Origin of the sequence: Streptomyces sp. AcH 505 (assembly GCF_000818175.1) — a bacterium.
Lineage (GTDB): Bacteria > Actinomycetota > Actinomycetes > Streptomycetales > Streptomycetaceae > Streptomyces.
Genome location: NZ_JTIY01000001.1, coordinates 3437626 through 3460499 on the forward strand (window position 1 = coordinate 3437626; position 22874 = coordinate 3460499).

A 22874-nucleotide genomic window follows, 5' to 3' on the forward strand; every position below is an offset into this window, starting at 1 on the left:
CCGGCCGGCGCCGAGCCGCCCGTCGTCCCGTGGAAGCCGCCGGCCGCCGACCCGTTCCTGCAGATGGCGCAGGCCCAGGCCGCGTCCCGCCCCGCGGGCCTCGGCAAGCGGTTCCTGGCGCGGCTGATCGACACGGTCGTGCTGGGCGCGATCGTCGGCGCCGTCGCCGTACCGCTCGCGGCCAAGGCCAAGACCCATGTCGACGAGAAGATCGACGCGGCCAGGCAGACCGGCCGTACGGTCACGGTCTGGCTGCTCGACGGCACGACCGGCGGCTACCTCGGCGCTCTGGTCGGCGCGCTGCTGGTCGTCGGGATCCTCTACGAGGCGCTGCCGACCGGGAAGTGGGGCCGCACGCTCGGCAAGAAGCTCTGCGGTCTGCGGGTCTGCGGCATCGAGTCGCACGAGGCCCCGGGCTTCGGCGCCGCGCTGCGCCGCTGGCTGGTCTACAGCGTGCTGGGGGTGCTCGTCGTGGGCGTCTTCAACGTGCTGTGGTGCCTGTTCGACCGCCCGTGGCGGCAGTGCTGGCACGACAAGGCGGCCCGCACCTTCGTGGCCAGGTGACTCCCCGGTGACCTCGCGCTGACGACCGTTCGTCCGAACGGCGGGTGCTGCCGTTGCGGGCGCCTTCCGCGCGCGGTGCACTGCCCTCATGAGCAACGATCAGCCGACGCCCGGTCAGTCGCCGGATGACGACCCGTTCCGGAAGAGGCCGCAGCCCCCGCACGAGCCGACGCCCGGGTCGCCGTACGGCGGTGACTCACCCCCGCCGTACAACCCGAACGAGTTCGGCGGCGGCGGCCCGTACGCGGGCGGTCCCTACGGCGGCGGAGACCCCGCCGGCGGTGGCGGCCCCTACGGCGGCGGTCCGTACGGCGGCGACGGTTCGGATCCGCTCAGCGGGATGCCGCCGCTCGCGCCCTTCGGCAGGCGGCTGCTCGCCCGGATCATCGACGCGCTGATCATCCTGATCCCGCTGGCGATCATCTCGCTGGCGGTCGGCGGCTTCCATGTGTCGACGTCGAACGGCAACAGCGAGTGGGACAACTTCAACGACCAGGTCAACACCGGCAGGCAGTGGCTCTGGTCGCTGATCTCGATCATCGCGTACGTCGGCTACGACACGCTGATGATCAGCAGGTCGGGGCAGACCCTCGGCAAGCGCTGGCTGGGACTGCGGGTGGGCATGCTCAACGACGGCACGCTGCCGAAGACGAACGCCTCGCTGCTGCGCGCCGCCGTGCTGTGGCTGCCCGCGCTGCTCTGCTGCTACTGCATCTGGTGGCTCGTCATCATCGTCACGATCCTGGCGAGCCGGCCCTACAAACAGGGCTGGCACGACAAGGCGGCGAGAACGGTGGTCGTCGTAGCGAACACCTAGAGCTGGGGGAGTCGGAGAACCGGAGCGAAGAGGGGCCTACCGGCGCACGGAGTGCGGCCGGCCGACCGCGGCGACCTGGGTGCGCCGCGAAGAAGGCGCCGGAGCCGCCGAGGCAGGGGCCCCCATGGACGTCTGGGCGCTGTCGGCGGTCGCCGACTCCTGCGCCGCCGCCTCCGTACGGCGTGGCATCGGTACGGTCACCGCCACGAGCAGGCCGAGCGCGAGCGCGGCCAGTGCGATGACGGCCACGCCGATGCCGGACGTCGTACCGGAGAGAAGCAGCATGGCCAGCGTCGAACAGATGACAGTGGCGGAACCGTAGGCGAGCTGTGCGGCATTCGGACGCGGCATGGCTGTATCCGTCCCTCGGAACGTCTGTATGGGTGTCTCGCGTATCTCGGCACCAGGTCGCACTACGAAGCGACTCTACGACGGTGGATGCCCGACTGGCACGTGTAGTAAGCGTGACCTAACCCACGGTGCCGGTGCACGGGGGGCGCATCGATTCACGCGACCCCCCAACTTCGGGGGACAGTGCGCCCGTGTCGGACATGGTGGACGTCCGGATAGCGGAAATGGACTACTACATAGTGCACTTGCTGTGCACAAGTCAAGACTGTCTTTTCTCCGCCAACTCCGGTCGAATAGCGCCACTTATGTCGCGCATACGCGCGCGGATCCCCCAACTCCCGGTCCGCGAGCAGCGAGCGCGGGGGAGGATCAACCATCAAGTGATCAGCAATCGACGGGCGAGACGTTTCGGGGCGGTGTTCGTGGCCCTTGCCGCGACCGCGGCGACGGCGTCAGCCTTCTCACCGGCCCAGGCCGAGGCGAACCCCACCTCCGGATCGGCCCAGATCGAACGGCACGACCCCCAGCCCCAGAAGGGCCTGGTCGACCACGATCTCGACGGACCCTTCAGCAAGAAGCAGGCGGCCGAGCGCAAGGCCGCGATGGACAAGGTCCTGTCCGGCCGCGCGAAGCTGGAGAAGCACGGCGGCTCGCAGGTCGTGAAGCTCGGCAGCAAGAAGTACGTCGAGCTGGGCCGCGAGAAGACCGACAAGATCTTCACCATCCTCGTGGAGTTCGGCGACCAGGTCGACGACACCACGATGTACGACCCGGACGGCGCCGGGCCCGAGGCGCCGGTCAAGAAGTACGGCGGCACCCCCGGCCCGCAGCACAACGAGATAGCCGAGCCTGACCGCAAGGTGGACAACTCCACCGACTGGCAGGCCGACTACAACCAGCAGCACTTCCAGGACCTCTACTTCGGTGAGGGCAAGGACAAGAAGACCGGCAAGCAGAAGAACTCGCTGAAGACGTACTACGAGAAGACGTCCTCCGGGCGCTACTCGGTCGACGGTGAGGTCACCGCCTGGGTCAAGGTCCCCTACAACGAGGCCCGTTACGGCTCGAACTACTGCGGCGACACCAACTGCAACAACGTCTGGGACACCGTCCGCGACGGCGTCACCGCCTTCGCGGCGCAGCAGAAGGCCGCGGGCAAGACCGACGCCCAGATCAAGGCGGACCTCGCCCAGTACGACCAGTGGGACCGGTACGACTACGACGGCGACGGCAACTTCAACGAGCCCGACGGTTACATCGACCACTTCCAGATCGTGCACGCCGGTGAGGACGAGTCGGCGGGCGGCGGCGCCGAGGGCACCAACGCCCTGTGGGCGCACCGCTGGTACGCGTACGGCACGGACGCGGGCGCCACTGGTCCGGCGGACAACAAGTCCGGCGGTACCCAGATCGGCAACTCCGGCATCTGGGTCGGCGACTACACCATGCAGCCGGAGAACGGCGGACTCGGGGTCTTCGCCCACGAGTACGGCCACGACCTCGGCCTGCCCGACAACTACGACACCGCGGGCGGCGAGAACTCCACGTCGTTCTGGGACCTGATGTCGTCGGGTTCCTGGCTGGGCACCGGCAAGAACGCGATCGGTGACCTGCCGGGCGACATGACCGCGTGGGACAAGCTGCAGCTCGGCTGGCTCAACTACGCCGAGGGCAAGGCGGCCACCAAGTCGACCGCCAAGCTGGGTGTTTCGGAGTACAACACGAAGAACCCCCAGGCGCTCGTCGTCGAGCTGCCCAAGAAGTCGGAGACCACGACCGTGGTGAAGCCCGCCGAGGGCGCCACCCAGTGGTGGAGCGACTCGGGCGACAACCTCAAGAACACCTTGACGCGTGTCGTCGACCTGACCGGCAAGTCGACCGCGTCCCTGGACCTCCAGGGCTGGTGGGACATCGAAGAGGGCTACGACTACCTGTACGCCGAGGCGTCCACGGACGGCGGCGCCAACTGGACCGTGCTCGACGGCACCGCCGACGGTGCGCCCATCGGGCGTGACGGCAGCGACAAGCCGGCGCTGAGCGGTACTTCGGGCACGTACAAGCCGCTGTCGTACTCGCTCGACGCCTACGCGGGCAAGAAGTTCGACCTGCGCTTCCGCTACCAGACGGACGGTGGGGTGGCCCTGAAGGGCTTCGCCGCCGACACGATCAGCGTCAACGCCGACGGCGCCGCGCTGTTCACCGACAACGCGGAGACCGCGGACCCGGCGTGGACCGCGGCGGGCTTCTCGCGTATCGGCGAGTCCTTCAGCAAGGAGTACGACCAGTACTACATCGCTGAGAACCGTCAGTACGTCTCGTACGACACCACGCTGAAGACCGGCCCGTACAACTTCGGCTTCACCGCGCCGAAGGACGGCTGGGTCGAGCACTACCCGTACCAGAACGGCCTGTTGATCTGGTACTGGGACACCTCGCAGAAGGACAACAACACCAGCGTCCACCCGGGTTCGGGTCTCATCCTGCCGGTCGACGCCCACCCGAAGCCGCTGAAGTGGTCCAACGGCACGGTGATGCGCAACAGGATCCAGGCGTACGACTCGGCCTTCAGCTGGTGGCCGACGCCGGGCTTCACGCTGCACAACGCCAACGTCCCGACCAAGATCAAGCCGCTCGGCGGGCTCACCGCCTTCGATGATCACAAGGGCACCTACTGGGACAAGGGCAACCCGGGCGGCAGCGTCCAGGTTCCTGACACCAACACCAAGATCAGCATTGTCGACCAGCCGATCAGCGGGTCGACCATAACGGTCAAGGTCGGTCCCTCCACCCGATAATCCGTATCACCGCAGGTCAGAGCATGATCGGCCGTCGCCCTCTAGCGGGCGGCGGCCGTTCGTGTTTAGGTGCGTCTACGGATCTCTTATTGACACGGCGTCTCACGGCGCCTCCCGGGGGAGAGGAAAACCATGGCAGGTGGAGGCTTCAGCAAGCTTCCGAACGGCAGCGTGGTGGTGGCACTGACCCTGCCGAGACCCGCGGCCGAGGGCGGCACCGTACGGGTGCTCGTCCATGCCGGAAATCGCGCCCGCGCCCTGACCAGGCTGCGGAATCTCGGCTTGCGCGCGGTGTATCTGCGCGGTAACGCGGAGCCACCGACGCTGGACGAGATCACGGCCGTCCTGCACCATCCGGACGGCCTGCTGTGGCGGGGCACCCCGGAGTGCCAGGAGGAGCTGTGGCAGCCGATACGGGCCCTGCTGCGGCCCCGGGCGGCCGTGGCCAGGGCAGGCCACTGAGACCCACCGACAAGGCCCCCGGCGGCGGCGGAGCGACCTGGGCGGGGCGCCCCTAGGCCGGGCGGACCACCGGCTTGCCGCTCAGTTCGACACCGGCCTCGGCCAGCTCCTCAAGGGCGCGCTCGGTCGTCGCCTCGGCGACACCCGCCGTCAGGTCCAGCAGCACATGCGTACCGAAGCCCTCGCGGGCCGCGTCCAGCGCCGTGGCCCGTACGCAGTGATCCGTCGCGATGCCGACCACGTCGACCGCCGTGACATGGTGCGACCGCAGCCACTCCGCCAGGCCCAGACCGTTCTCGTCGGCGCCTTCGAAGCCGCTGTACGCGGCCGAGTACGCGCCCTTGTCGAAGACCGCGTCGATCGCGCCGGACGCGACGGCCGGGGCGAAGTTGGGGTGGAAGCCCACGCCCTCCGTGCCGGCCACGCAGTGGACCGGCCAGGTGTGGACGTAGTCCGGCGTGGCCGGGGGCTTGGCGAAGTGGTTGCCGGGGTTGACGTGGTGGTCGCGGGTGGCCACCACATGGCGGTAGCCGGCCGTCGACTGACCTATCAGGTCGGTGACCGCGGCGGCGACATCGGCGCCTCCGGCCACCGCGAGGCTGCCGCCCTCGCAGAAGTCGTTCTGCACGTCGACGACGATCAGTGCGCGATGCATGGCGGAAATGTCCTCACGTGGGGTTCGGCCTTGACCGGTGGTTTCGAGCCTAGAGTTCGCGACCGCCTTGCGGGAGGGGGATCGACCTCTCATCACGTCTCGATGCCTGCCCTGGAAGCGGGTGCCCATGCCGCAACCGGCGCACATCGTACGTATTGCGCTCAGACACGGCCGGTCACCCACCTCGGGCATATGCGCTCGTCAGATGTATTCCGTCGGGATGACCGGCTCGCCCCTGGAGAGCTGGATCGCCGACATCGGCAGTCCGGCGCGGGCCGCGATGTGCCGCTCGCGCACCGCGTCCAGCGGCTCGCGCGCGACGACCTCGCCGCCCTTGACCAGCTCGACCAGCAGCTGCCTGTCCAGCAGGTCGGCGGGGACAGGACCGGTGCCGAGGACCTCCGCCTCCGCGTACCCCTCGGCGTCCAGCCGGCGCGCCGCCCACTTGCGCCCGCCGATCGAGGTCTTCCCGCCGGTGGACTTCTTCGCCACGGGCTGCAGCGGCGCCTTCGGGTCGGCGGACTGCGCGCGGGCGACGATCTTGTAGACCATCGAGCAGGTGGGCTGCCCGCTGCCGGTGACCAGCTGCGTACCGACGCCGTACGCGTTGACCGGGGCCGCCGCCAGTGAGGCGATGGCGTACTCGTCCAGGTCGGAGGTGACCACGATCTTGGTGTTGACGGCGCCCAGCTCGTCCAGCTGCTGGCGCACCCGGTGCGCGACCAGCAGCAGGTCGCCCGAGTCGATCCGTACCGCGCCCAGTTCGGGCCCGGCGATCTCGACGGCCGTCCGCACCGCCTCGGTCACGTCGTACGTGTCGACCAGCAGCGTCGTGCCACGGCCGAGCGAGTCCACCTGCGCCTGGAACGCGTCGCGCTCGCTGTCGTGCAGCAGGGTGAAGGCGTGTGCGCTCGTGCCGACGGTGGGGATGCCGTAGCGGAAGCCCGCGGCGAGGTCGGACGTGGTGTCGAAGCCGCCCACGTACGCGGCGCGCGAGGCGGCGACGGCCGCCAGCTCGTGCGTACGCCGGGCGCCCATCTCGATCAGACCGCGCCCCCCGGCCGCCGCCGACATCCGGGAGGCCGCGGCGGCGATGGCCGAGTCGTGGTTGAGGATCGACAGGATCACGGTCTCCAGCAGGACGCACTCGGCGAAGGAGCCCTCGACCCGCAGGATCGGCGAGCCGGGGAAGTACACCTCGCCCTCCGGGTAGCCCCAGATGTCGCCGCTGAAGCGGTAGGAGGCCAGCCATTCGAGTGTCGGTTCGTCGACGATCCGCTGCTCCCGCAGGAAGCCCAGCACGTCCGCGTCGAACCGGAAGTTCTCCACGGCGTCCAGGACCCGGCCGGTGCCCGCGACGACCCCGTAGCGGCGCCCCTCGGGCAGCCGCCGGGTGAAGGCCTCGAAGACCGAGCGGCGGTCGGCCGTACCCGCTCGCAGTGCCGCCTGCAGCATCGTCAGCTCGTACTGGTCGGTGAAGAGCGCGGTCGACGGCACGTCCACCGGGAGCCCTAGGTCCGGAGTGTTCATATTTTGATGCTACCCCCAATACTCGTCAGAGTGACGATTTCGATGGTCCGTTTGTGCGACAGGGGCTCCTGGGTGGCAGCATGGACTTGTGGGCGCCTGCGGCGCCGCGAAGATCCGGCAGGACCGGCGAGAGAAGAAGGTCGTCCCGAACCGTGAGTGTTGCTCCGACTGAGATCGAACTCCCTGAATCCGCACAGGAGACCTCCGTCGTCCCGGAGCCGGACGTCCCCTGGCTGACGATCGTCCACAACGACCCGGTCAACCTCATGAGTTACGTGGCGTACGTCTTCCAGACCTACTTCGGCTACTCCAAGGACAAGGCGAACAAGCTGATGCTCGACGTCCATCACAAGGGCAGGGCCGTCGTGTCCAGCGGCAGCCGCGAGGAGATGGAACGCGACGTGCAGGCGATGCACGGCTTCGGCCTGTGGGCGACCCTCACGCAGGACCGCGACTGATGGCCGGGCACTTCGAGGCCGTACCCGGCGGCGGCGCCGCCGTCGCGCTCGACGAGGTCGAGATCTCCATCCTGCGCTCGCTCGCCGTCCAGCTGCTGGAGCTGATCGGCCCCGCCGACGAGCCGGCCGAGGGCACGGACCCGCTCGCCGCGCTGTTCACCGAGGGCCCCAGCGAACCGCCCGCCGACCCGGCGCTGGCCCGGCTGTTTCCCGACGCCTACGGGGACGACGACGAGGAACTGCGGGAGTTCTCCTCCGAGTTCAGGCGCTTCACGGAGAACGACCTGCGCGACCGCAAGCGCGCCGACGGGGTCGCCGTCGTCCGCTCCCTGGACGCGCTCACCGCGTCCGGCGCCGGTGACGCCGTACTGAAACTGACCCCCGACGAGTGCGCCCACTGGCTCGGCGCCCTCAACGACCTGCGGCTGACGATCGGCACCCGGCTCGACGTCACGGACGAGGACGAGGGCGGCGAGCTGTACCGGCTGCCCGACTCCGACCCGCGCAAGCCGATGGTCATGGCGTATCTGTGGCTCGGCGCGCTCCAGGAGACGCTCGTGGAGACGATGATGCCCTGACGGGCCGCGCGGTTGCCCGAAATGAACCCTTCGCCGTGATAGGTCCTGAGTGCTGACCGCACGGCGAAAGGGCACTCCACGATGACCACACCCGTCGAGAGCGACGAGACCGGCCGGCCGGGCGAAGGCGACGAGGGCTACGCACGCGGGCTCGGCAGCCGGCAGATCCAGATGATCGCGATCGGCGGCGCGATCGGCGTCGGTCTGTTCATGGGCGCGGGCGCCAACATCGCCAAGGCGGGGCCGAGCATCATCCTGATGTACGCCCTCGCCGGCGTCGTCATCTTCTTCATCATGCGGGCGCTGGGCGAACTGCTGCTCTACCGCCCGGTGTCCGGCTCGTTCGCCGAGTACGCGCGCGAGTTCCTCGGCCCGTTCTTCGGCTACGCCACCGCCTGGACGTACTGGCTGATGTGGGTGGTCACCGGCATGGCCGAACTGACGGCCGCCGCGATCTACATCCACTTCTGGTTCCCGCAGATCCCGCAGTGGGTCAGCTCGCTCGTCTTCCTGCTGGTGCTCTTCGGGGTGAATCTGATCTCGGTGAAGATCTTCGGCGAGGTCGAGTTCTGGTTCTCGATGATCAAGGTCACCGCCATCATCGGCATGATCGTCATCGGGCTCGGCGTCCTCACCCTCGGCTTCTCCGACGCCGGTGCCACCGCGGCCCCCGGCAATCTCGTCTCGCAGGGCGGGGTCTTCCCGCACGGCATCGGCTCCAGCCTGATGACCCTGCAAGGCGTGATGTTCGCCTACCTCGCCGTCGAGGTCGTCGGCGTCACGGCAGGCGAGTCGCAGAACCCGGAGAAGACCCTCCCCAAGGCCATCAACACGCTGCCCTGGCGGATCATCATCTTCTACGTCGGCTCGCTGACCGTCCTGCTCGCCGTGGTCCGCTGGACCGAGTTCTCCGCCGGCGTCAGCCCCTTCGTCTACGCCTTCGAGAAGATCGGCATCCCGCTCGCCGCCGGCATCGTCAACTTCGTCGTCCTCACGGCGGCCCTGTCGTCCTGCAACTCCGGCATGTACTCGACGGGCCGGATGCTGCGCGCGCTCGCCGTCAACAGCGAGGCGCCCAAGGCGTTCGGCAGACTCAACTCGCGCCGCACCCCCGCCTTCGGCATCAGCGTCTCCGTCGCCCTGATGGGCATCGGCGTCATCCTCAACTACCTCGTCCCCGAGAAGGCGTTCGGGTACGTGACGTCGGTGGGCACCGCCGCCGGCATCTGGACCTGGATGATGATCCTCGCCAGCCACATCCGCTACCGCCGCGCCGTCGAAGCGGGCCGGCTGCCCGCCTCCGCGTTCCCGGCCCCCGGCGGCGCGGTGCTGAGCTGGGTCGCCCTCGCCTTCCTCGCCTTCGTCACCTGCCTGATCGCCTACGACCACGAAGCGCGCGTCTGCCTGTACGTGGGCGCCCTGTGGGCGGTGGGTCTGGTGGGCGGCTGGCAGCTGCTCAAGCGCCGCACCGTCACCACCGGGGAAGAGGCGGGCGCCTACGCACCCGTCGAGTAGGGCCTACCCGGTGGCCCGGCGCTCGCCCGTCCTATATTTCACTCATGCTGACCATCACCCAGGCTCTGTACGACCAGATCGTCGCGCACGCACGCCGCGATCATCCCGACGAAGCCTGCGGCGTGGTCGCGGGACCCGAGGGCTCCGACCGGCCCGAGCGGTTCGTCCCCATGCTCAACGCGGCACGCTCGCCCACCTTCTACGAATTCGACTCGGCGGACCTGCTGAAGCTCTACCGCGACCTGGACGACCGCGACGAGACCCCGGTGATCGTCTACCACTCGCACACCGCGACCGAGGCGTACCCGTCCCGTACGGACATCAGCTACGCCAACGAGCCCGAGGCGCACTACGTGCTGGTCTCGACCGCCGACAGCGACGGTCTCGGGCCGTTCCAGTTCCGCTCCTACCGGATCGTGGACGGCAAGGTCACCGAAGAGGACGTCACGGTCGTCTGAGAGACTGACCCCCTACCCGAGGCGGCAGGAGCCAGGAAGCCGGTGCGAGTCCGGCGCGGTCCCGCCACTGTGACCAAGCGAATCCGCTTGGCAGCCAGGAACTGACCTGCCGCCCTTCTTCCACCAGCCAGGGGACGCGGAAATCCCCCCGGAGGAGTGCTCAGCCATGCCGTCAGTCCCGCCCACGCTCCGCCGCGCGCTCATAGCCGCCGCGCTCCCCGCCCTGCTGGTACCGGTCGCCGCGTGCGGCTCGACGGACAAGCCGGCGGCGAGCGCCGCGAAGGCAGCCGCCCCCGGCTTCCCCTACACCGTCACCAACTGCGGTGTGAAGACGACCTACCAGGCACCGCCCCGGCGCGTCGTCACCATGAACCAGCACGCCACCGAGGTCATGCTCGCGCTCGGCCTGCGAAAATCCCTGGTCGGCACCGCCTACCTGGACGACACGATCTCGCCCGCCTACGCCGCCGCGTACAAGAGCGTGCCGGTGCTCGCCAAGGAGTACCCCTCCAAGGAGAAGCTGCTCGCCGCCGATCCCGACTTCGTCTACGGCGGCTACGCCAGCGCCTTCGACGCCAAGGACGGCCGCGCGCGCGACGACCTGAAGGGCGCGGGCATCGACACCCGGCTCAACATCGAGAGCTGCACCAAGGGCGCCGTCACCATGGACGACGTCTACCAGGAGGTACGGGAGGTCGGCCGGACCTTCGGCGTCCCCGACCGCGCGGAGAAGTGGATCACGCGGGCCCGCGCCACCGTCGCGGGGACGGCCGCCAAGCTCAAGGGCGTCAAGCCCGTCTCCGTCTTCGTCTACGACAGCGGCGACAAGACCGCGTTCACCGCGGGCGGCGCCGGCATCGGCAACGAACTCATCACCCGCGCGGGCGGCGCCAACGTCTTCGCCGACCTGGACAAGTCGTTCGGCGACGCCACCTGGGAACAGGTGGTCGCCCGCAAGCCGCAGGCCGTCGTCATCTACGACTACGGCTCGACGACGGTCGCCCAGAAGGAGAAGCGGCTCACCGACGACCCGGTGCTCGCCGACGTACCCGCGATCAAGAACAAGCGGTTCGCCGTGATGCCGCTGTCCAGCGTCGTCCTCGGCGTACGTGCCCCCGACGCCGTCGCGAAACTCGCGGCCCAGCTCCACCCCGGAACTGTGAAGTAGCGCCGTGCCCCGCACCACCCCGCCAGGCCCGTCCGGCATATCGGGCGCACCGGTCACGCCCGGCCCGCGAGGGCACGGGCGGCTGCGCTACCCGCTCGTGCTCGGCTGTCTCGTCGCCGCGCTCGCCGTCGCCGTCGTCGCCGGGCTCGCGCTCGGCTCCGTACGGATCGGGCCCGGCGAGGTCGTCGCCGCCCTCACCGGGCGGGCCGCGCCGAGCCCGTACCGGACCATCGTCCTCGACGTACGGCTGCCCAGGGTGCTGCTCGGCGCGATCGTCGGCGCGGGGCTCGCCGTCGTCGGGACGGTCCTCCAGGCGCTGGTGCGCAACAAGCTCGCCGACCCGTTCCTGCTCGGCATCTCCTCCGGCGCGTCGACCGGCGCCGTGGCCGTGCTCGTCCTCGGCATCGGCGGGGGAGTGACCACCACCGTCGCCATGCCGGCCGCCGCCTTCGCCGGCTCGCTCGTCGCCCTCGCCCTCGTCTACAGCCTCGCCCGCAGGGGTGGCGCCATGACCGGCGGCAGGCTCGTCCTGGCCGGGGTGACCGTCTCGTACATCCTCTCGGCGCTCACCACCCTCCTGCTGGTCGTCGCCGCCCGGCCCGAGCAGTTCCAGGAGGCCCTGTACTGGACACTCGGCGGTCTGGGCAGCGCCCGCTGGGGCACGCTCGTCCTGCCCGGCGTCGTCCTGCTCGCCGGGACGGCGCTGCTGATGACCCTGGCCCGGCCCCTCGACCTGCTGCTGGTGGGGGAGGAGGGCGCGAGCGTGCTCGGTCTGAACGCCGGGGCGTTCCGGGCGGCCGTCTTCGTCGTCGCCTCGCTCGTGACCGGCGTCATGGTCGCGGCGAGCGGCGCCGTCGGCTTCATCGGACTGCTCGTACCGCACGCGGCCCGCGCGGTCGTCGGCGCCGGACACCGCGGCCTGCTGCCGGTCGCCGCGCTCGGCGGGGCCGTGGTGCTGGTCGTCGCCGACCTCGCCGCCCGTACCGTCGCAGCGCCGCAGGACGTCCCCGTCGGTGTCCTGACCGCGCTCATCGGCGGCCCGTTCTTCCTGTGGCTGATGCGCCGCCGTCCCGAAGGAGCCCCCGCATGAGCGCCGAGCTGCGGGTGGAAGGGCTGTCCTACTCCGTGGACGGCCACGAACTCGTCCATGCCGTCGACCTGACGGCGGCCCCCGGCGAGACGATCGGGCTCGTCGGGCCCAACGGCAGCGGCAAGACCACCCTCCTGCGCTGCGTCTACGGCACGTTGCGGCCCACCGCGGGACACGCCCTCCTCGACGGCGCCGATCTGCACACCATGACCCACAAGGCCCGCGCCCAGCGGCTCGCGACCGTCCCGCAGGACGGACAGACCGACTTCGAACTCACCGTCCGTGAAGTCGTCGCCATGGGCCGCTCCCCGCACAAGCGCTTCTGGGAGGCGGACAACGCGGCGGACGCCGCCCTGGCCGACGCGGCGCTCGACCGGGTCGGCATCCGCCCGCTCGCCGACCGCACCTTCCCGTCCCTGTCCGGCGGCGAACGCCAGCGCGCGCTCGTCGCCCGCGCCCTGGTCCAGCAGCCGGCCCTGCTCGTGCTGGACGAGCCGACCAACCACCTCGACATCCGCTACCAGCTCGACATCCTCACGCTGATCAGCCGGTCGGGGACCACCAACCTGCTCGCCCTGCACGACCTGAACCTCGCCGCGTACTACTGCGACCGGCTCTACGTCCTCCAGGCGGGCCGCGTCGTGGCGTCCGGCACACCCCGCGACGTCCTCACCCCCGGGCTGCTGGCCGCTGTCTACGAGGTGTCGGCCGAGGTCAGCACCCACCCCACGACCGGCGCGCCGACCGTCACATATCTGCCGTAACCAGGACAGTTTCCAGCAATCCGTCCAACTGGCGAACGTGCCTCGTCCACCAGTCGAGATCGCTTATCTGGATGCGAACCGGGAATCGATACGATGACCTCATGGTTCCCCAGGACGTGAGCGACAAGACGCCGAGCACACCGCTGCTCGTGGCGCGGCTGCACGTCGACCTGTGCCGCCTCGCCAGCGCCATCTGTCCCGGCGCCGCGACCGCCGGCTGACCGGCCCCGCCCGGCTTCCCGCCGCTCCAGGCACCAGCCGCACCCGCACCATCCCGAACTCGCCCCACCCCCGCGCGCGGGGGCCCGAGCCGCGCGCCACCCTTCCCGGACAGTGCACCCTCCCCCTGACAGGAGCCGAACGCCATGGCCATCGAGGTCCGCATCCCGACCATCCTCCGCACCTACACCGACGGAGCCAAGGCCGTCCAGGGCAGCGGCGCCACCCTCGCCGAGCTGTTCGCCGATCTCGACACCCGCCACGCCGGCATCCGCGGCCGCCTCATCGACCCTGCCGCCGACAACCAGCTGCGCCGCTTCGTGAACGTCTACCTGAACGACGAGGACGTCCGCTTCCTCGACGGCGTCTCCACCCCCGTCTCCGACGGCGACAGCGTGACGATCCTGCCCGCCGTGGCCGGCGGCGCCCTCGAAGCGCACGCGGTCTGATGCGGTACGACACCCCGCTGGCCGCCGTCGGCAACACACCCCTGGTGCGGCTGCCGCGGCTGTCGCCCTCGGACGACGTGCGGATCTGGGCCAAGCTGGAGGACCGCAATCCGACCGGCTCCGTCAAGGACCGGCCCGCGCTCCACATGGTCGAACAGGCCGAGAAGGACGGCAGGCTCACCCCGGGCTGCACCATCCTGGAGCCGACCAGCGGGAACACCGGCATCTCGCTCGCGATGGCGGCCAAGCTCAAGGGCTACCGCATCGTCTGCGTCATGCCGGAGAACACCTCCCAGGAGCGGCGCGACCTGCTCGCCATGTGGGGCGCCGAGATCGTCTCCTCACCGGCGGCGGGCGGCTCCAACACGGCGGTGCGCGTGGCCAAGGAGCTGGCGGCCGAGAACCCGTCCTGGGTGATGCTCTACCAGTACGGCAACCCCGACAACGCGGGCGCGCACTACGCGACCACGGGCCCCGAGATCCTCGCCGACCTGCCCTCCATCACGCACTTCGTGGCCGGACTCGGCACGACGGGCACGCTGATGGGCGTCGGCCGCTTCCTGCGCGAACAGCGCCCCGGCATCCAGATCGTGGCGGCCGAACCGCGCTACGACGACATCGTCTACGGGCTGCGCAACCTCGACGAGGGCTTCGTCCCCGAGCTGTACGACGCGTCGGTCCTCACCACCCGCTTCTCCGTCGGCTCGGCCGACGCGGTCACCCGTACCCGCGAACTCCTCCAGCTGGAGGGCATCTTCGCCGGCGTCTCCACGGGCGCGGCGCTGCACGCCGCGATCGGTGTCGGCAAGAAGGCCGTGAAGGCGGGCGAGAGCGCGGACATCGCGTTCATCGTCGCCGACGGCGGCTGGAAGTACCTGTCGACGGGGGTCTACACGGCAGCGACGACGGAGGAAGCGATCGAGACGCTGCACGGGCAGCTCTGGGCCTAGCACCGTCCGGTGGTCGGTTGCCGGTTTTGGTTGCTGTCCGTTCCGGGTTCGCCGTCCGGCGCGGTTTGGTGTGCGGGTTCTTGGTTGCGGTTGTTGCCGGGTGTCGTTCCGGGGTCGTGTCCTGCGCTGCATGATTTACGGCGCGTACTCGTCTGACGCGGAGCCACCGCCGAGATGCGCCACAAATCACGCTCTACGCTCCGGACACCACCCCTGCACGACCCCCTTTCCCCCACGCTCAGCCCGCCAGGCGCTGGATCCGCTTCCACAGTTCCCCGTCCGCCTCGCCCGCGCGGCGGCGGAAGTCCTTCAGCCGGACGTCGCGCAGCTCGTCCATCTCCAGGAAGCTGGCGCGGCCCTGCGCGTCCTGCACCATGCCCGGCGGCAGCGCGATGACGCCGGGCCGTTCCGTATGACCCTTCGTCGTGATCTTCGCGACCTGCGCCGACCGGCCGCGTACCGACAGGACCAGGCACGGCCGGTCCTTGGACCCCGGGCCGTCCTCGAACGGGACCATGGCCCACCAGATCTCACCCGGCCGCGGTGCGCGCGGGCCCGTGCGGCCGGGGCGGCCCGGTGGGCGGGTGCGGCCGCCGGGGCGGCGCGGGCTGCGGGCCCTGCCGTCCACGACCGACGCGATCGCCCCCAGCAGCAGTACGGCGATCAGTGCGAGCCACCACCACGTATTCATGTCACCGAAGGTACCCGCGCCCGAGCCCGTCACCCGCGTGCGCGCCGTCCATCCGAACCGGTGACACAGCAGGTGAGTTCCCCCACAACGCGGGGTCCTGGGGAAGCGACCAGCCGTTTCGCGCCTTACGCTCGACAAACTGAACGACCCCCGTCGCCCACCGTCCACGCACGGAGGTTCACGCTCCATGAAGCTCACCGTCGTCGGCTGCTCGGGCTCCTTTCCCGCCGTGGGATCGGCCTGCTCCAGCTACCTCGTAGAGGCCGACGGCTTCCGGCTGCTCCTCGACATGGGCAACGGCGCCCTGGGCGAGTTGCAGCGCCATGTCGGTCTCTACGACCTCGATGCCATCTTCCTCAGTCATCTGCACGCGGACCACTGCATAGACATGTGCGGCTACTTCGTCGCCCGCTACTACCGGTTCGAGGGCGGGCGTTGCGACGCGATCCCCGTCTACGGACCCGAGGGCACCGAGGAACGCCTCACCACCGCGTACGCCGACACCCCGACCGACAAGTCCATGAGCGAGGTCTTCGACTTCCACACGCTCAAGCCGGGCTCGTTCGAGATCGGGCCGCTGTCCGTGCGTACGGAGAAGGTCGCGCACCCCGTCGAGACCTTCGGCATCCGCGTCGAGCACAACGGACGCTCCCTCACGTACTCGGGCGACACCGGCGTGTGCGAACCGCTGGTCGAGTTGGCCGAGGACACCGATCTCTTCCTGTGCGAAGCCGCCTTCACCCATGGCAAGGAAGACATTACGGGGCTCCATCTCAACGGACGCGAGGCCGGCGCACACGCCGCCCGCGCCCGCGCCGCCCGGCTCGTCCTCACGCACATCCCGCCGTGGACCGACGCCCAGCGGAACCTCAACGACGCGCGCGCGGTCTACGAAGGTCCGGTCGAACTGGCCGCGCCCGGCGCGGTGTACGAGATCTGACGCTCACGCAGCGCGAGAAGCCCCGCGTCCCCCAAAGGGGAGCGGGGCTTCAACGTGTGCGCTACGGCTACGCCTTGGTGAGGTCCTCGACCTCTTCCTCGGGCTCGCGGCCCGGGGTCTTGAGGTCGAACTTGACGATGACGAACCGGAAGACGACGTAGTAGATCGCCGCGAAGACCAGGCCGATCGGGATGATCAGCCAGGGTTTCGTCGCGAGGTTCCAGTTCAGGGCGTAGTCGATGGCTCCCGCGGAGAAGTTGAAGCCGTCATGGACGCCGAGCCCCCAGGTGACCGCCATGGAAGCGGCGGTGAGCACCGCGTGCAGGACGTAGAGCAGCGGCGCGATGAACATGAACGAGAATTCGATCGGCTCGGTCACACCGGTGACGAAGGACGTCAGGGCCAGCGAGAGCATCATGCCCGTCACGGCCTTGCGGCGCTCGGGGCGCGCGGTGTGCGCCATGGCCAGCGCGGCGGCCGGCAGGCCGAACATCATGATCGGGAAGAAGCCGGACATGAACATTCCCGCGGACGGGTCGCCCGCTAGGAACCGGGTGTTGTCGCCGTGGACGACCTCGCCCGCCGCGTTGGTGAAGTCACCGAGCTGGAACCAGGCGACGGTGTTGACGAACTGGTGCATCCCGATCGGGATCAGGCCGCGGTTGACCAGGCCGAACAGCGCGGAGCCGCCCGAGCCCAGGCCGGTCATCCACTCGCCGAAGTTGGTGATGCCGTCGCCTATCGGCTCCCAGACCAGACCGAAGAAGACACCCATGACCACGCCGACGAAGGCCATGATGATCGGCACGAGCCGGCGGCCGTTGAAGAAGCCCAGCCAGTCGACCAGCTTGGTGCGGTGGAAGCGCTGCCAGAGCACGGCCGACAGCAGACCCATGATGATGCCGCCGAGCACCCCGGGGTCGTTGTAGACGGCGGGGGTGTCGGCGCCCTTGTTGATCACCGCGTCGGCGACCGGGAACGCCTGCAGCACCTTCTGGTACACGAGGAAGCCGACGACCGCGGCGAGCGCGGTCGAGCCGTCCGCCTTCTTGGCGAAGCCGATCGCCACGCCTATGCAGAACAGCAGGGGCAGGGCGCCGGTGAGGGAGCTGCCCGCCTTGTCGAAGACGTCGGCGACCCGGTCCCAGCCGAGACCGTCCTTGCCGAAGATGTCGGGCTGGCCGAGACGGACCATGATGCCCGCGGCCGGCAGGACCGCGATCGGCAGCTGAAGGCTCCTGCCGATTTTCTGCAGTCCCTGGAACAGACCGGAGCCGCGCTTTTTGGCGGGCGCCGGGGCCGCTTGCGCGGTGGCCGTACTCATCAACTTCCTCCAGCGAAAAGGAACGCGGCGCCGCGGCCACGTGGTCTACACCAATCAGTGGTGTAGACCAGTTGTAACACGGTAGGGGTTGCATAAGGAACCGTCGAAAACCTCTGTTCCCGACATCGCGTCCAACTCGTGACCAAGGCCCCCCGACCGATGTCGGGGGGCCTTGACGGCAGTGCTGAACTGGGGTTATTCCTTGGTGTTCGCCTGCTCGATATCGTCCTCGACCTCGTCCGGCTCGCGGCCCGGGGTTTGCAGATCGAGCTTCACGATCACGAAGCGGAAGATCGCGTAGTACACCACGGCGAAGCACAGCCCGATCGGAATCAGCAGCCAAGGCTTCGTCGCCAGGCTCCAGTTGATGACGTAGTCGATCAGTCCCGCCGAGAAACTGAAGCCGTCCTTGGCGCCCAGGCCCCAGCTCACGAACATCGAGACACCGGTCAGCACCGCGTGGATCGCGTACAACAACGGGGCGACGAAGAGGAACGAGTACTCGATCGGCTCCGTGATGCCCGTCACGAACGAGGTGAGGGCGACCGAGAGCATCAGGCCGCCGACCGCCTTCTTCCGGTGCGGCTTGGCGCAGTGGTAGATCGCCAGCGCGGCGGCCGGCAGCGCGAACATCATGATCGGGAAGAAGCCCGTGGTGAACTGGCCCGCCGTCGGGTCGCCCGCGAGGAAGCGGTTGATGTCGCCGTGCACGACCGTGCCGTCCGGCTTGGTGAAGTCGCCGAACTGGAACCAGACGAAGGTGTTCAGGAACTGGTGCAGCCCGAACACCAGCAGCGCGCGGTTGGCGATACCGAAGATCCCCGAGCCCCACGCCCCCAGGTCGACCAGCCACTTCGAGAAGCTGGTCAGCCCGTCGCCGACCGGCTCCCAGGCCCAGACGGAGAGCGAGGCGACGAGCAGGCCGACGAAGGCCATGATGATCGGGACGAGCCGGCGGCCGTTGAAGAAGCCCAGCCAGTCCACCAGCTTGGTGCGGTGGAACCGCCGCCACAGCCACGCCGTCAGCAGGCCCATCACGATGCCGCCGAAGACGCCCGGGTTCTGGTACCCGGCCTGCGTCACCGTCGTACCGTCCGGCGTCACGCACACCCCGCTCCAGATGCCGGCGCCGGTGAACTTCGAGCCGCCGTCGCAGTCGACGGGGAACGCGTGCAGCACCGCGTAGTAGACGAGGAAGCCGGTGACGGCGGCCAGGGCCGTCGAGCCGTCGGCCTTCTTCGCCATCCCGATCGCGACGCCGATGCAGAAGAGCAGCGGCAGGCCGAGCGAGGAGTCCAGCAGGGCGCCGCCGGCGGACGCGAAGACCTTCGCGACGTTGTCCCAGCCGAGCCCGTCGGAGCCGAAGACGTCCGGCTGGCCGAGCCGGTTCAGGATGCCGGCCGCAGGGAGCACGGCGATCGGCAGCTGGAGGCTGCGGCCCATCTTCTGCAGCCCCTGGAACAGCACGTTCCACCACCGCTTGCCCCGTGCGGCGGCGCCGGTCGTGCTGTCGGAACTCATCGGCGTCCTCCCCGGACGTGCGAGCGAGACGAAGTGGTGTAGACCAGTTGCGGTAGGCTCCCGGTGCTCGTCATCTTCAGCTACGCGACGATGACCCGCCCGCGAAGATGGGCCAACCGTGAGTTAACGTGACAAAACGGGCCATCGCTGGGCCGCGACAGAGCTTTTCGAGAGTCAGGGAGAAAGACATGGCCACCAAGGCTGAGAAGATCGTCGCCGGACTCGGCGGGCTGGACAACATCGAAGAAGTCGAGGGCTGCATCACCCGGCTGCGCACCGAGGTCATCGACCCCTCCCTCGTCGACGACGCGGCGCTCAAGGCCGCCGGGGCCCACGGAGTCGTCAAGATGGGCACGGCGATCCAGGTCGTCATCGGCACCGACGCCGACCCGATCGCCTCCGACATCGAAGACATGATGTAGCCGCACGCACCGGCCGGGAGTCACCCGCAGGGGGCCTGTTCCGAACCGAGGAACAGGCCCCGACGCATGTCCCGATAGGGTCGGAGCCATGTCTCGAATCGACGGCCGCACCCCCGACCAGCTCCGCCCCGTGACCATCGAACGCGGATGGAGCAAGCACGCCGAGGGCTCCGTCCTCATCTCCTTCGGCGACACCCGCGTCTTCTGCACCGCCTCCGTCACCGAAGGCGTACCCCGCTGGCGCAAGGGCAGCGGCGAAGGCTGGGTCACCGCCGAGTACTCCATGCTGCCCCGCGCCACCAACACCCGCGGCGACCGCGAATCCGTACGCGGCAAGATCGGCGGCCGCACCCACGAGATCAGCCGGCTCATCGGCCGCTCGCTGCGCGCCGTCATCGACTACAAGGCGCTCGGCGAGAACACCGTCGTCCTCGACTGCGACGTACTCCAGGCCGACGGCGGCACCCGCACCGCCGCCATCACCGGCGCGTACGTCGCCCTCGCCGACGCCGTCAGCTGGGCCCAGGGCAAGAAGATCATCAAGGCCGGCCGCAAACCGCTCACCGGAACCGTCGCCGCCGTCAGCGTCGGCATCGTCGACGGCGCGCCGCTCCTCGACCTCTGCTACGAGGAAGACGTACGCGCCGACACCGACATGAACGTCGTCTGCACCGGCGACGGCCGCTTCGTCGAGGTCCAGGGCACGGCCGAGGCCGAGCCGTTCGACCGCGCCGAACTGAACCTGCTGCTCGACCTCGCCACCGCCGGCTGCGTCGACCTGGCGGCCCTGCAGACCAAGGCACTCGAAGAAACCCTCGGCAACTGACACGGTCCGAAGGTAAAGAGGGAACCAAGAGAAGCCCTCGGGCGTCATTACAGGTACGGGCGTACGGGTTGAACCGTGCGCCCGTCCACACACCCGGGGGAGACCAACCACCATGCCAACGCGCCGCCGAGTCGCAGCAGTTGTCACCGCCACCCTGCTCACCATGGGCACGGCGGCCGGCTGCGGAGCCCTCGACAAGGCCCTGGACTGCGTCCAGACAGCCGACTCCATAGCGAACAGCGTCGACAGCCTCCAGACGGCCGTCGCCAACGCGGGCAACGACCCCCAGCAGGCCGACCAGGCCCTCGACAACATCGAGAGCGAACTGTCGAGCCTCAAAAACAAGACCGACAACGCCGACCTGAGCAAAGCGGTCGACGACCTCGACAAGAGCGTCGACAACGTCCGCAAGGCGATAGCCGACGGCGACAACACCCCCGACCTCACCCCCGTCACCGACGCGGCCGGTGAAATCGGCAAGGTCTGCACACCCGGATAATCGAGGCATGACCCGCCTGATCCTCGCCACCCGCAACGCCGGCAAAATCGTCGAACTCCGAGCCATCCTCGCCGAAGCGGGGCTGCCCCACGACCTCGTCGGCGCCGAGACGTACCCCGAGATCCCCGACGTCAAGGAAACCGGCGTCACCTTCGCCGAGAACGCCCTGCTCAAAGCCCACGCCCTCGCCCAAGCCACCGGCCACCCCGCGGTCGCCGACGACTCAGGACTCTGCGTGGACGTCCTCGGCGGCGCCCCCGGCATCTTCTCCGCCCGCTGGTCGGGCACCCACGGCAACGACCAGGCCAACCTGGACCTGCTCCTCGCCCAACTGTCCGACATCGCAGCCCCCCACCGCACGGCCCACTTCGCCTGCGCGGCAGCCCTGGCCCTCCCGGACGGCACGGAACGCGTGGTCGAAGGCCAACTCCGCGGCACCCTGCGCCCGGCCCCGTCCGGCACGAACGGCTTCGGCTACGACCCGATCCTCCAACCGGACGGCGAGACACGCACCTGCGCGGAGCTGTCCCCGGCGGAGAAGAACGAGATCAGCCACCGCGGAAAGGCATTCCGCGCGCTGGTCCCGGTGGTACGCGAACTGCTGGGCTGAGCAGCAGGAAAGGCCGCCCCGCTGGTACGCCGGGGCGGCCTTCCGTCTGTGCGGCCGGTGGGATTCGAACCCACACGGGATTTCTCCCACTGGGACCTAAACCCAGCTCGGCTGCCAGTTACGACACGGCCGCGTGCCGCCTACCATGCTAACGGGCAGGTGGCGGCGAAGGCACGTGGCTAACCGGCGTCCGCCGAACGGGCGCGCCGGTTACGGCACCAGGTGTCCGTGAGCGCGTGGCAGTTGGGACACAGATACCGCAGGTTCTCGGCGCGGTTGTCGAGCCAGTCGCCGTTGATGTGGTCGATCTGGAGGGTGATCGGCCGGTCCAGCCAGCTCCCGGTGTTCCCGCAGGACACACAGCGGTACGGGACTCCTACCTCCTGCAGGGCCCGATGGAGCCGGTCGCGGTTCGTACGGGGCGAGCCCTCGGGGAGGACGACGAGCGTGCGAGTGGCGACCGGCCTCGGTTCGCGGTGACGTACCGTCGCCCAGCCGCGCCGCTTGAAGTGGCTCGTGTCGAGGCCGAGCCGGCGGGCGGCCTCGCGAACCCGACGATGGTTCGTGGCGCGGACCGGGAGGCCGAGCGCCCGCATCACATCGGCGTAGCTGCCGGCCCGCGGGACCGCTTCGCGCAGCGCTGCCTCCGGGATCGCAAGCCGCGCGTGGCGGAAGTGCGCCGTGTCGATCCCGTACTCCTTGAGCATGCGGCCGAGCGCCGCGCGGGACCGGCCGTCGTCGGGGACGCCGAGTGCGCGTGCGACACCCCGGATGCTGTCGGCGGTAGCGGCGGCTGCCATGAGTTCCGCGGCGCTGAACGGCAGTTGGAGCCCCGCCTGGTTCATGCCCGCGAAGTGGCTGACGTCGATGCCCGCCGCCGCTATCCGCCGCGATATGTGCGACAGCGTGCCGGACGCGGGGCGCGCGCCCAGTTTCAGCGCCACTTCACGCAGCGTCGACGAGTCGGCTGCCGCTGCCGCGATGGCCTCGTCGGGGTACGTCCGCGCCAGACGCCCCCGTCGGAAGTGGCTCGTGTCGATGCCGAGCGCGGCCACGTGGCGCTGGAGCGTACGGCGCCGGCCGCCGCTCTCCCGCAGGCCGAGGCGGCGGGTCAGCTCCGCCCAGCTCACCGACGCGGCGACAGCGGCGCTCAGCCTGTTCCGCTCGTCCTGCCCGGACATGGCACTCCGTTCCGGCCGTACGTTCGCGGCCCCGTAC

26 protein-coding genes, 1 tRNA gene and 1 riboswitch are annotated in these 22874 nt (G+C 69.5%); of the genes, 19 read left to right on the forward strand and 8 right to left on the reverse strand.

From position 1 onward, the window contains the following. Window positions 1-564, forward strand: a 564-nt coding sequence (locus HY68_RS15660) for an RDD family protein (RefSeq protein ID WP_198533275.1), incomplete at its 5' end; no start/stop codon positions are given. 88 nt (window positions 565-652) lie between these two features. Next, the gene (locus tag HY68_RS15665; protein ID WP_041989181.1) at window positions 653-1381 is read left to right on the forward strand and encodes an RDD family protein; all 729 of its coding nucleotides are present in this window, start codon (window positions 653-655) and stop codon (window positions 1379-1381) included. A gap of 36 nt (window positions 1382-1417) precedes the next feature. Here HY68_RS15665 and HY68_RS15670 read toward each other — a convergent pair whose 3' ends face one another. Then, window positions 1418-1732: a hypothetical protein gene (locus tag HY68_RS15670; protein ID WP_041989182.1), complete on the reverse strand. Its 315-nt coding sequence runs from the start codon at window positions 1730-1732 to the stop codon at window positions 1418-1420. 380 nt (window positions 1733-2112) lie between these two features. Between HY68_RS15670 and HY68_RS15675 the strand changes: the two genes are divergently transcribed. Together HY68_RS15675 and HY68_RS15680 are read left to right on the forward strand one after the other, a co-directional pair. Further along, entirely contained in the window at window positions 2113-4527 is a 2415-nt protein-coding gene (locus tag HY68_RS15675) for an immune inhibitor A domain-containing protein (RefSeq protein WP_041989183.1), read from the forward strand. Between the two features lie 132 nt (window positions 4528-4659). Next, the gene (locus tag HY68_RS15680; RefSeq protein WP_041989184.1) at window positions 4660-4989 is read left to right on the forward strand and encodes a hypothetical protein; all 330 of its coding nucleotides are present in this window, start codon (window positions 4660-4662) and stop codon (window positions 4987-4989) included. 52 nt (window positions 4990-5041) lie between these two features. Here the strand turns inward: HY68_RS15680 and HY68_RS15685 are convergent, their stop codons facing one another. Together HY68_RS15685 and HY68_RS15690 are read right to left on the reverse strand one after the other, a co-directional pair. Then, entirely contained in the window at window positions 5042-5644 is a 603-nt protein-coding gene (locus HY68_RS15685) for an isochorismatase family protein (RefSeq protein WP_041989186.1), read from the reverse strand. Between the two features lie 201 nt (window positions 5645-5845). Beyond that, the gene (locus HY68_RS15690; RefSeq protein WP_041989188.1) at window positions 5846-7174 is read right to left on the reverse strand and encodes a nicotinate phosphoribosyltransferase; all 1329 of its coding nucleotides are present in this window, start codon (window positions 7172-7174) and stop codon (window positions 5846-5848) included. 152 nt (window positions 7175-7326) lie between these two features. Here HY68_RS15690 and clpS point away from each other — a divergent pair, with 152 nt between their 5' ends. The 10 genes from clpS to HY68_RS15735 all read left to right on the forward strand — a co-directional run bounded on the left by clpS (window position 7327) and on the right by HY68_RS15735 (window position 14823). Further along, window positions 7327-7632, forward strand: a complete 306-nt coding sequence (gene clpS / locus HY68_RS15695) for an ATP-dependent Clp protease adapter ClpS (RefSeq protein ID WP_041989190.1) — start codon at window positions 7327-7329, stop codon at window positions 7630-7632. Next, entirely contained in the window at window positions 7632-8210 is a 579-nt protein-coding gene (locus HY68_RS15700; protein WP_041989192.1) for a DUF2017 domain-containing protein, read from the forward strand. The genes clpS and HY68_RS15700 overlap by 1 nt, the downstream gene beginning before the upstream one ends. A gap of 81 nt (window positions 8211-8291) precedes the next feature. Then, a complete protein-coding gene (locus HY68_RS15705) occupies window positions 8292-9725 on the forward strand; it encodes an amino acid permease (RefSeq protein ID WP_041989194.1) in 1434 nt (477 codons plus the stop codon). Window positions 9726-9769: 44 nt separating this feature from the next. Further along, on the forward strand, window positions 9770-10183 hold the full coding sequence (locus HY68_RS15710) for a M67 family metallopeptidase (RefSeq protein WP_041989196.1): 414 nt from the start codon (window positions 9770-9772) through the stop codon (window positions 10181-10183). A gap of 5 nt (window positions 10184-10188) precedes the next feature. Beyond that, a riboswitch (cobalamin riboswitch) is annotated at window positions 10189-10312 on the forward strand. Window positions 10313-10349: 37 nt separating this feature from the next. Beyond that, a complete protein-coding gene (locus HY68_RS15715; protein ID WP_041989198.1) occupies window positions 10350-11351 on the forward strand; it encodes an ABC transporter substrate-binding protein in 1002 nt (333 codons plus the stop codon). Window positions 11352-11433: 82 nt separating this feature from the next. After that, window positions 11434-12441, forward strand: coding sequence for an iron ABC transporter permease (locus tag HY68_RS15720; RefSeq protein ID WP_107070188.1), 1008 nt, complete (start codon window positions 11434-11436; stop codon window positions 12439-12441). Continuing rightward, window positions 12438-13205, forward strand: coding sequence for an ABC transporter ATP-binding protein (locus HY68_RS15725; RefSeq protein ID WP_041989200.1), 768 nt, complete (start codon window positions 12438-12440; stop codon window positions 13203-13205). Before HY68_RS15720 ends, HY68_RS15725 begins: the two co-directional genes overlap by 4 nt. A gap of 101 nt (window positions 13206-13306) precedes the next feature. After that, entirely contained in the window at window positions 13307-13426 is a 120-nt protein-coding gene (locus tag HY68_RS46205; protein ID WP_347560462.1) for a putative leader peptide, read from the forward strand. Between the two features lie 144 nt (window positions 13427-13570). Beyond that, on the forward strand, window positions 13571-13873 hold the full coding sequence (locus HY68_RS15730) for a MoaD/ThiS family protein (RefSeq protein WP_041989202.1): 303 nt from the start codon (window positions 13571-13573) through the stop codon (window positions 13871-13873). Further along, entirely contained in the window at window positions 13873-14823 is a 951-nt protein-coding gene (locus HY68_RS15735; RefSeq protein ID WP_041989203.1) for a cysteine synthase, read from the forward strand. The genes HY68_RS15730 and HY68_RS15735 overlap by 1 nt, the downstream gene beginning before the upstream one ends. Before the next feature lie 238 nt (window positions 14824-15061). Here the strand turns inward: HY68_RS15735 and HY68_RS15740 are convergent, their stop codons facing one another. Next, window positions 15062-15514, reverse strand: coding sequence for a type II toxin-antitoxin system PemK/MazF family toxin (locus HY68_RS15740; RefSeq protein WP_041996184.1), 453 nt, complete (start codon window positions 15512-15514; stop codon window positions 15062-15064). Window positions 15515-15701: 187 nt separating this feature from the next. Here HY68_RS15740 and HY68_RS15745 point away from each other — a divergent pair, with 187 nt between their 5' ends. After that, window positions 15702-16454 carry an MBL fold metallo-hydrolase gene (locus HY68_RS15745; protein ID WP_041989205.1) on the forward strand — a complete coding sequence of 251 codons (753 nt, stop codon included), beginning with the start codon at window positions 15702-15704 and terminating at the stop codon, window positions 16452-16454. Between the two features lie 67 nt (window positions 16455-16521). Here HY68_RS15745 and HY68_RS15750 read toward each other — a convergent pair whose 3' ends face one another. Further along, window positions 16522-17778 (reverse strand): PTS transporter subunit EIIC, encoded by a 1257-nt coding sequence (locus HY68_RS15750; protein WP_041989206.1) that lies wholly within the window; start codon window positions 17776-17778, stop codon window positions 16522-16524. Window positions 17779-17973: 195 nt separating this feature from the next. Beyond that, window positions 17974-19299: a PTS transporter subunit EIIC gene (locus HY68_RS15755; RefSeq protein WP_041989207.1), complete on the reverse strand. Its 1326-nt coding sequence runs from the start codon at window positions 19297-19299 to the stop codon at window positions 17974-17976. 143 nt (window positions 19300-19442) lie between these two features. On the opposite strand from HY68_RS15755, the gene HY68_RS15760 reads away from it, so the two are divergent. The 4 genes from HY68_RS15760 (at window position 19443) to rdgB (ending at window position 21656) form a co-directional block, all read left to right on the forward strand. Continuing rightward, window positions 19443-19721 carry a PTS glucose/sucrose transporter subunit IIB gene (locus HY68_RS15760; RefSeq protein WP_277816777.1) on the forward strand — a complete coding sequence of 93 codons (279 nt, stop codon included), beginning with the start codon at window positions 19443-19445 and terminating at the stop codon, window positions 19719-19721. Window positions 19722-19809: 88 nt separating this feature from the next. Then, window positions 19810-20547, forward strand: coding sequence for a ribonuclease PH (rph, locus tag HY68_RS15765; RefSeq protein ID WP_041989209.1), 738 nt, complete (start codon window positions 19810-19812; stop codon window positions 20545-20547). Between the two features lie 112 nt (window positions 20548-20659). Then, window positions 20660-21046: a hypothetical protein gene (locus tag HY68_RS15770; RefSeq protein WP_041989210.1), complete on the forward strand. Its 387-nt coding sequence runs from the start codon at window positions 20660-20662 to the stop codon at window positions 21044-21046. A 7-nt stretch (window positions 21047-21053) separates the two neighbouring features. After that, on the forward strand, window positions 21054-21656 hold the full coding sequence (gene rdgB, locus HY68_RS15775) for an RdgB/HAM1 family non-canonical purine NTP pyrophosphatase (protein WP_041989211.1): 603 nt from the start codon (window positions 21054-21056) through the stop codon (window positions 21654-21656). Window positions 21657-21705: 49 nt separating this feature from the next. Here rdgB and HY68_RS15780 read toward each other — a convergent pair. Both HY68_RS15780 and HY68_RS15785 read right to left on the reverse strand, forming a co-directional pair. Continuing rightward, a tRNA-Leu gene (locus HY68_RS15780) sits at window positions 21706-21789 on the reverse strand. A 46-nt stretch (window positions 21790-21835) separates the two neighbouring features. Beyond that, window positions 21836-22837: an HNH endonuclease signature motif containing protein gene (locus HY68_RS15785; protein WP_041989213.1), complete on the reverse strand. Its 1002-nt coding sequence runs from the start codon at window positions 22835-22837 to the stop codon at window positions 21836-21838. Window positions 22838-22874: the final 37 nt, after the last annotated feature.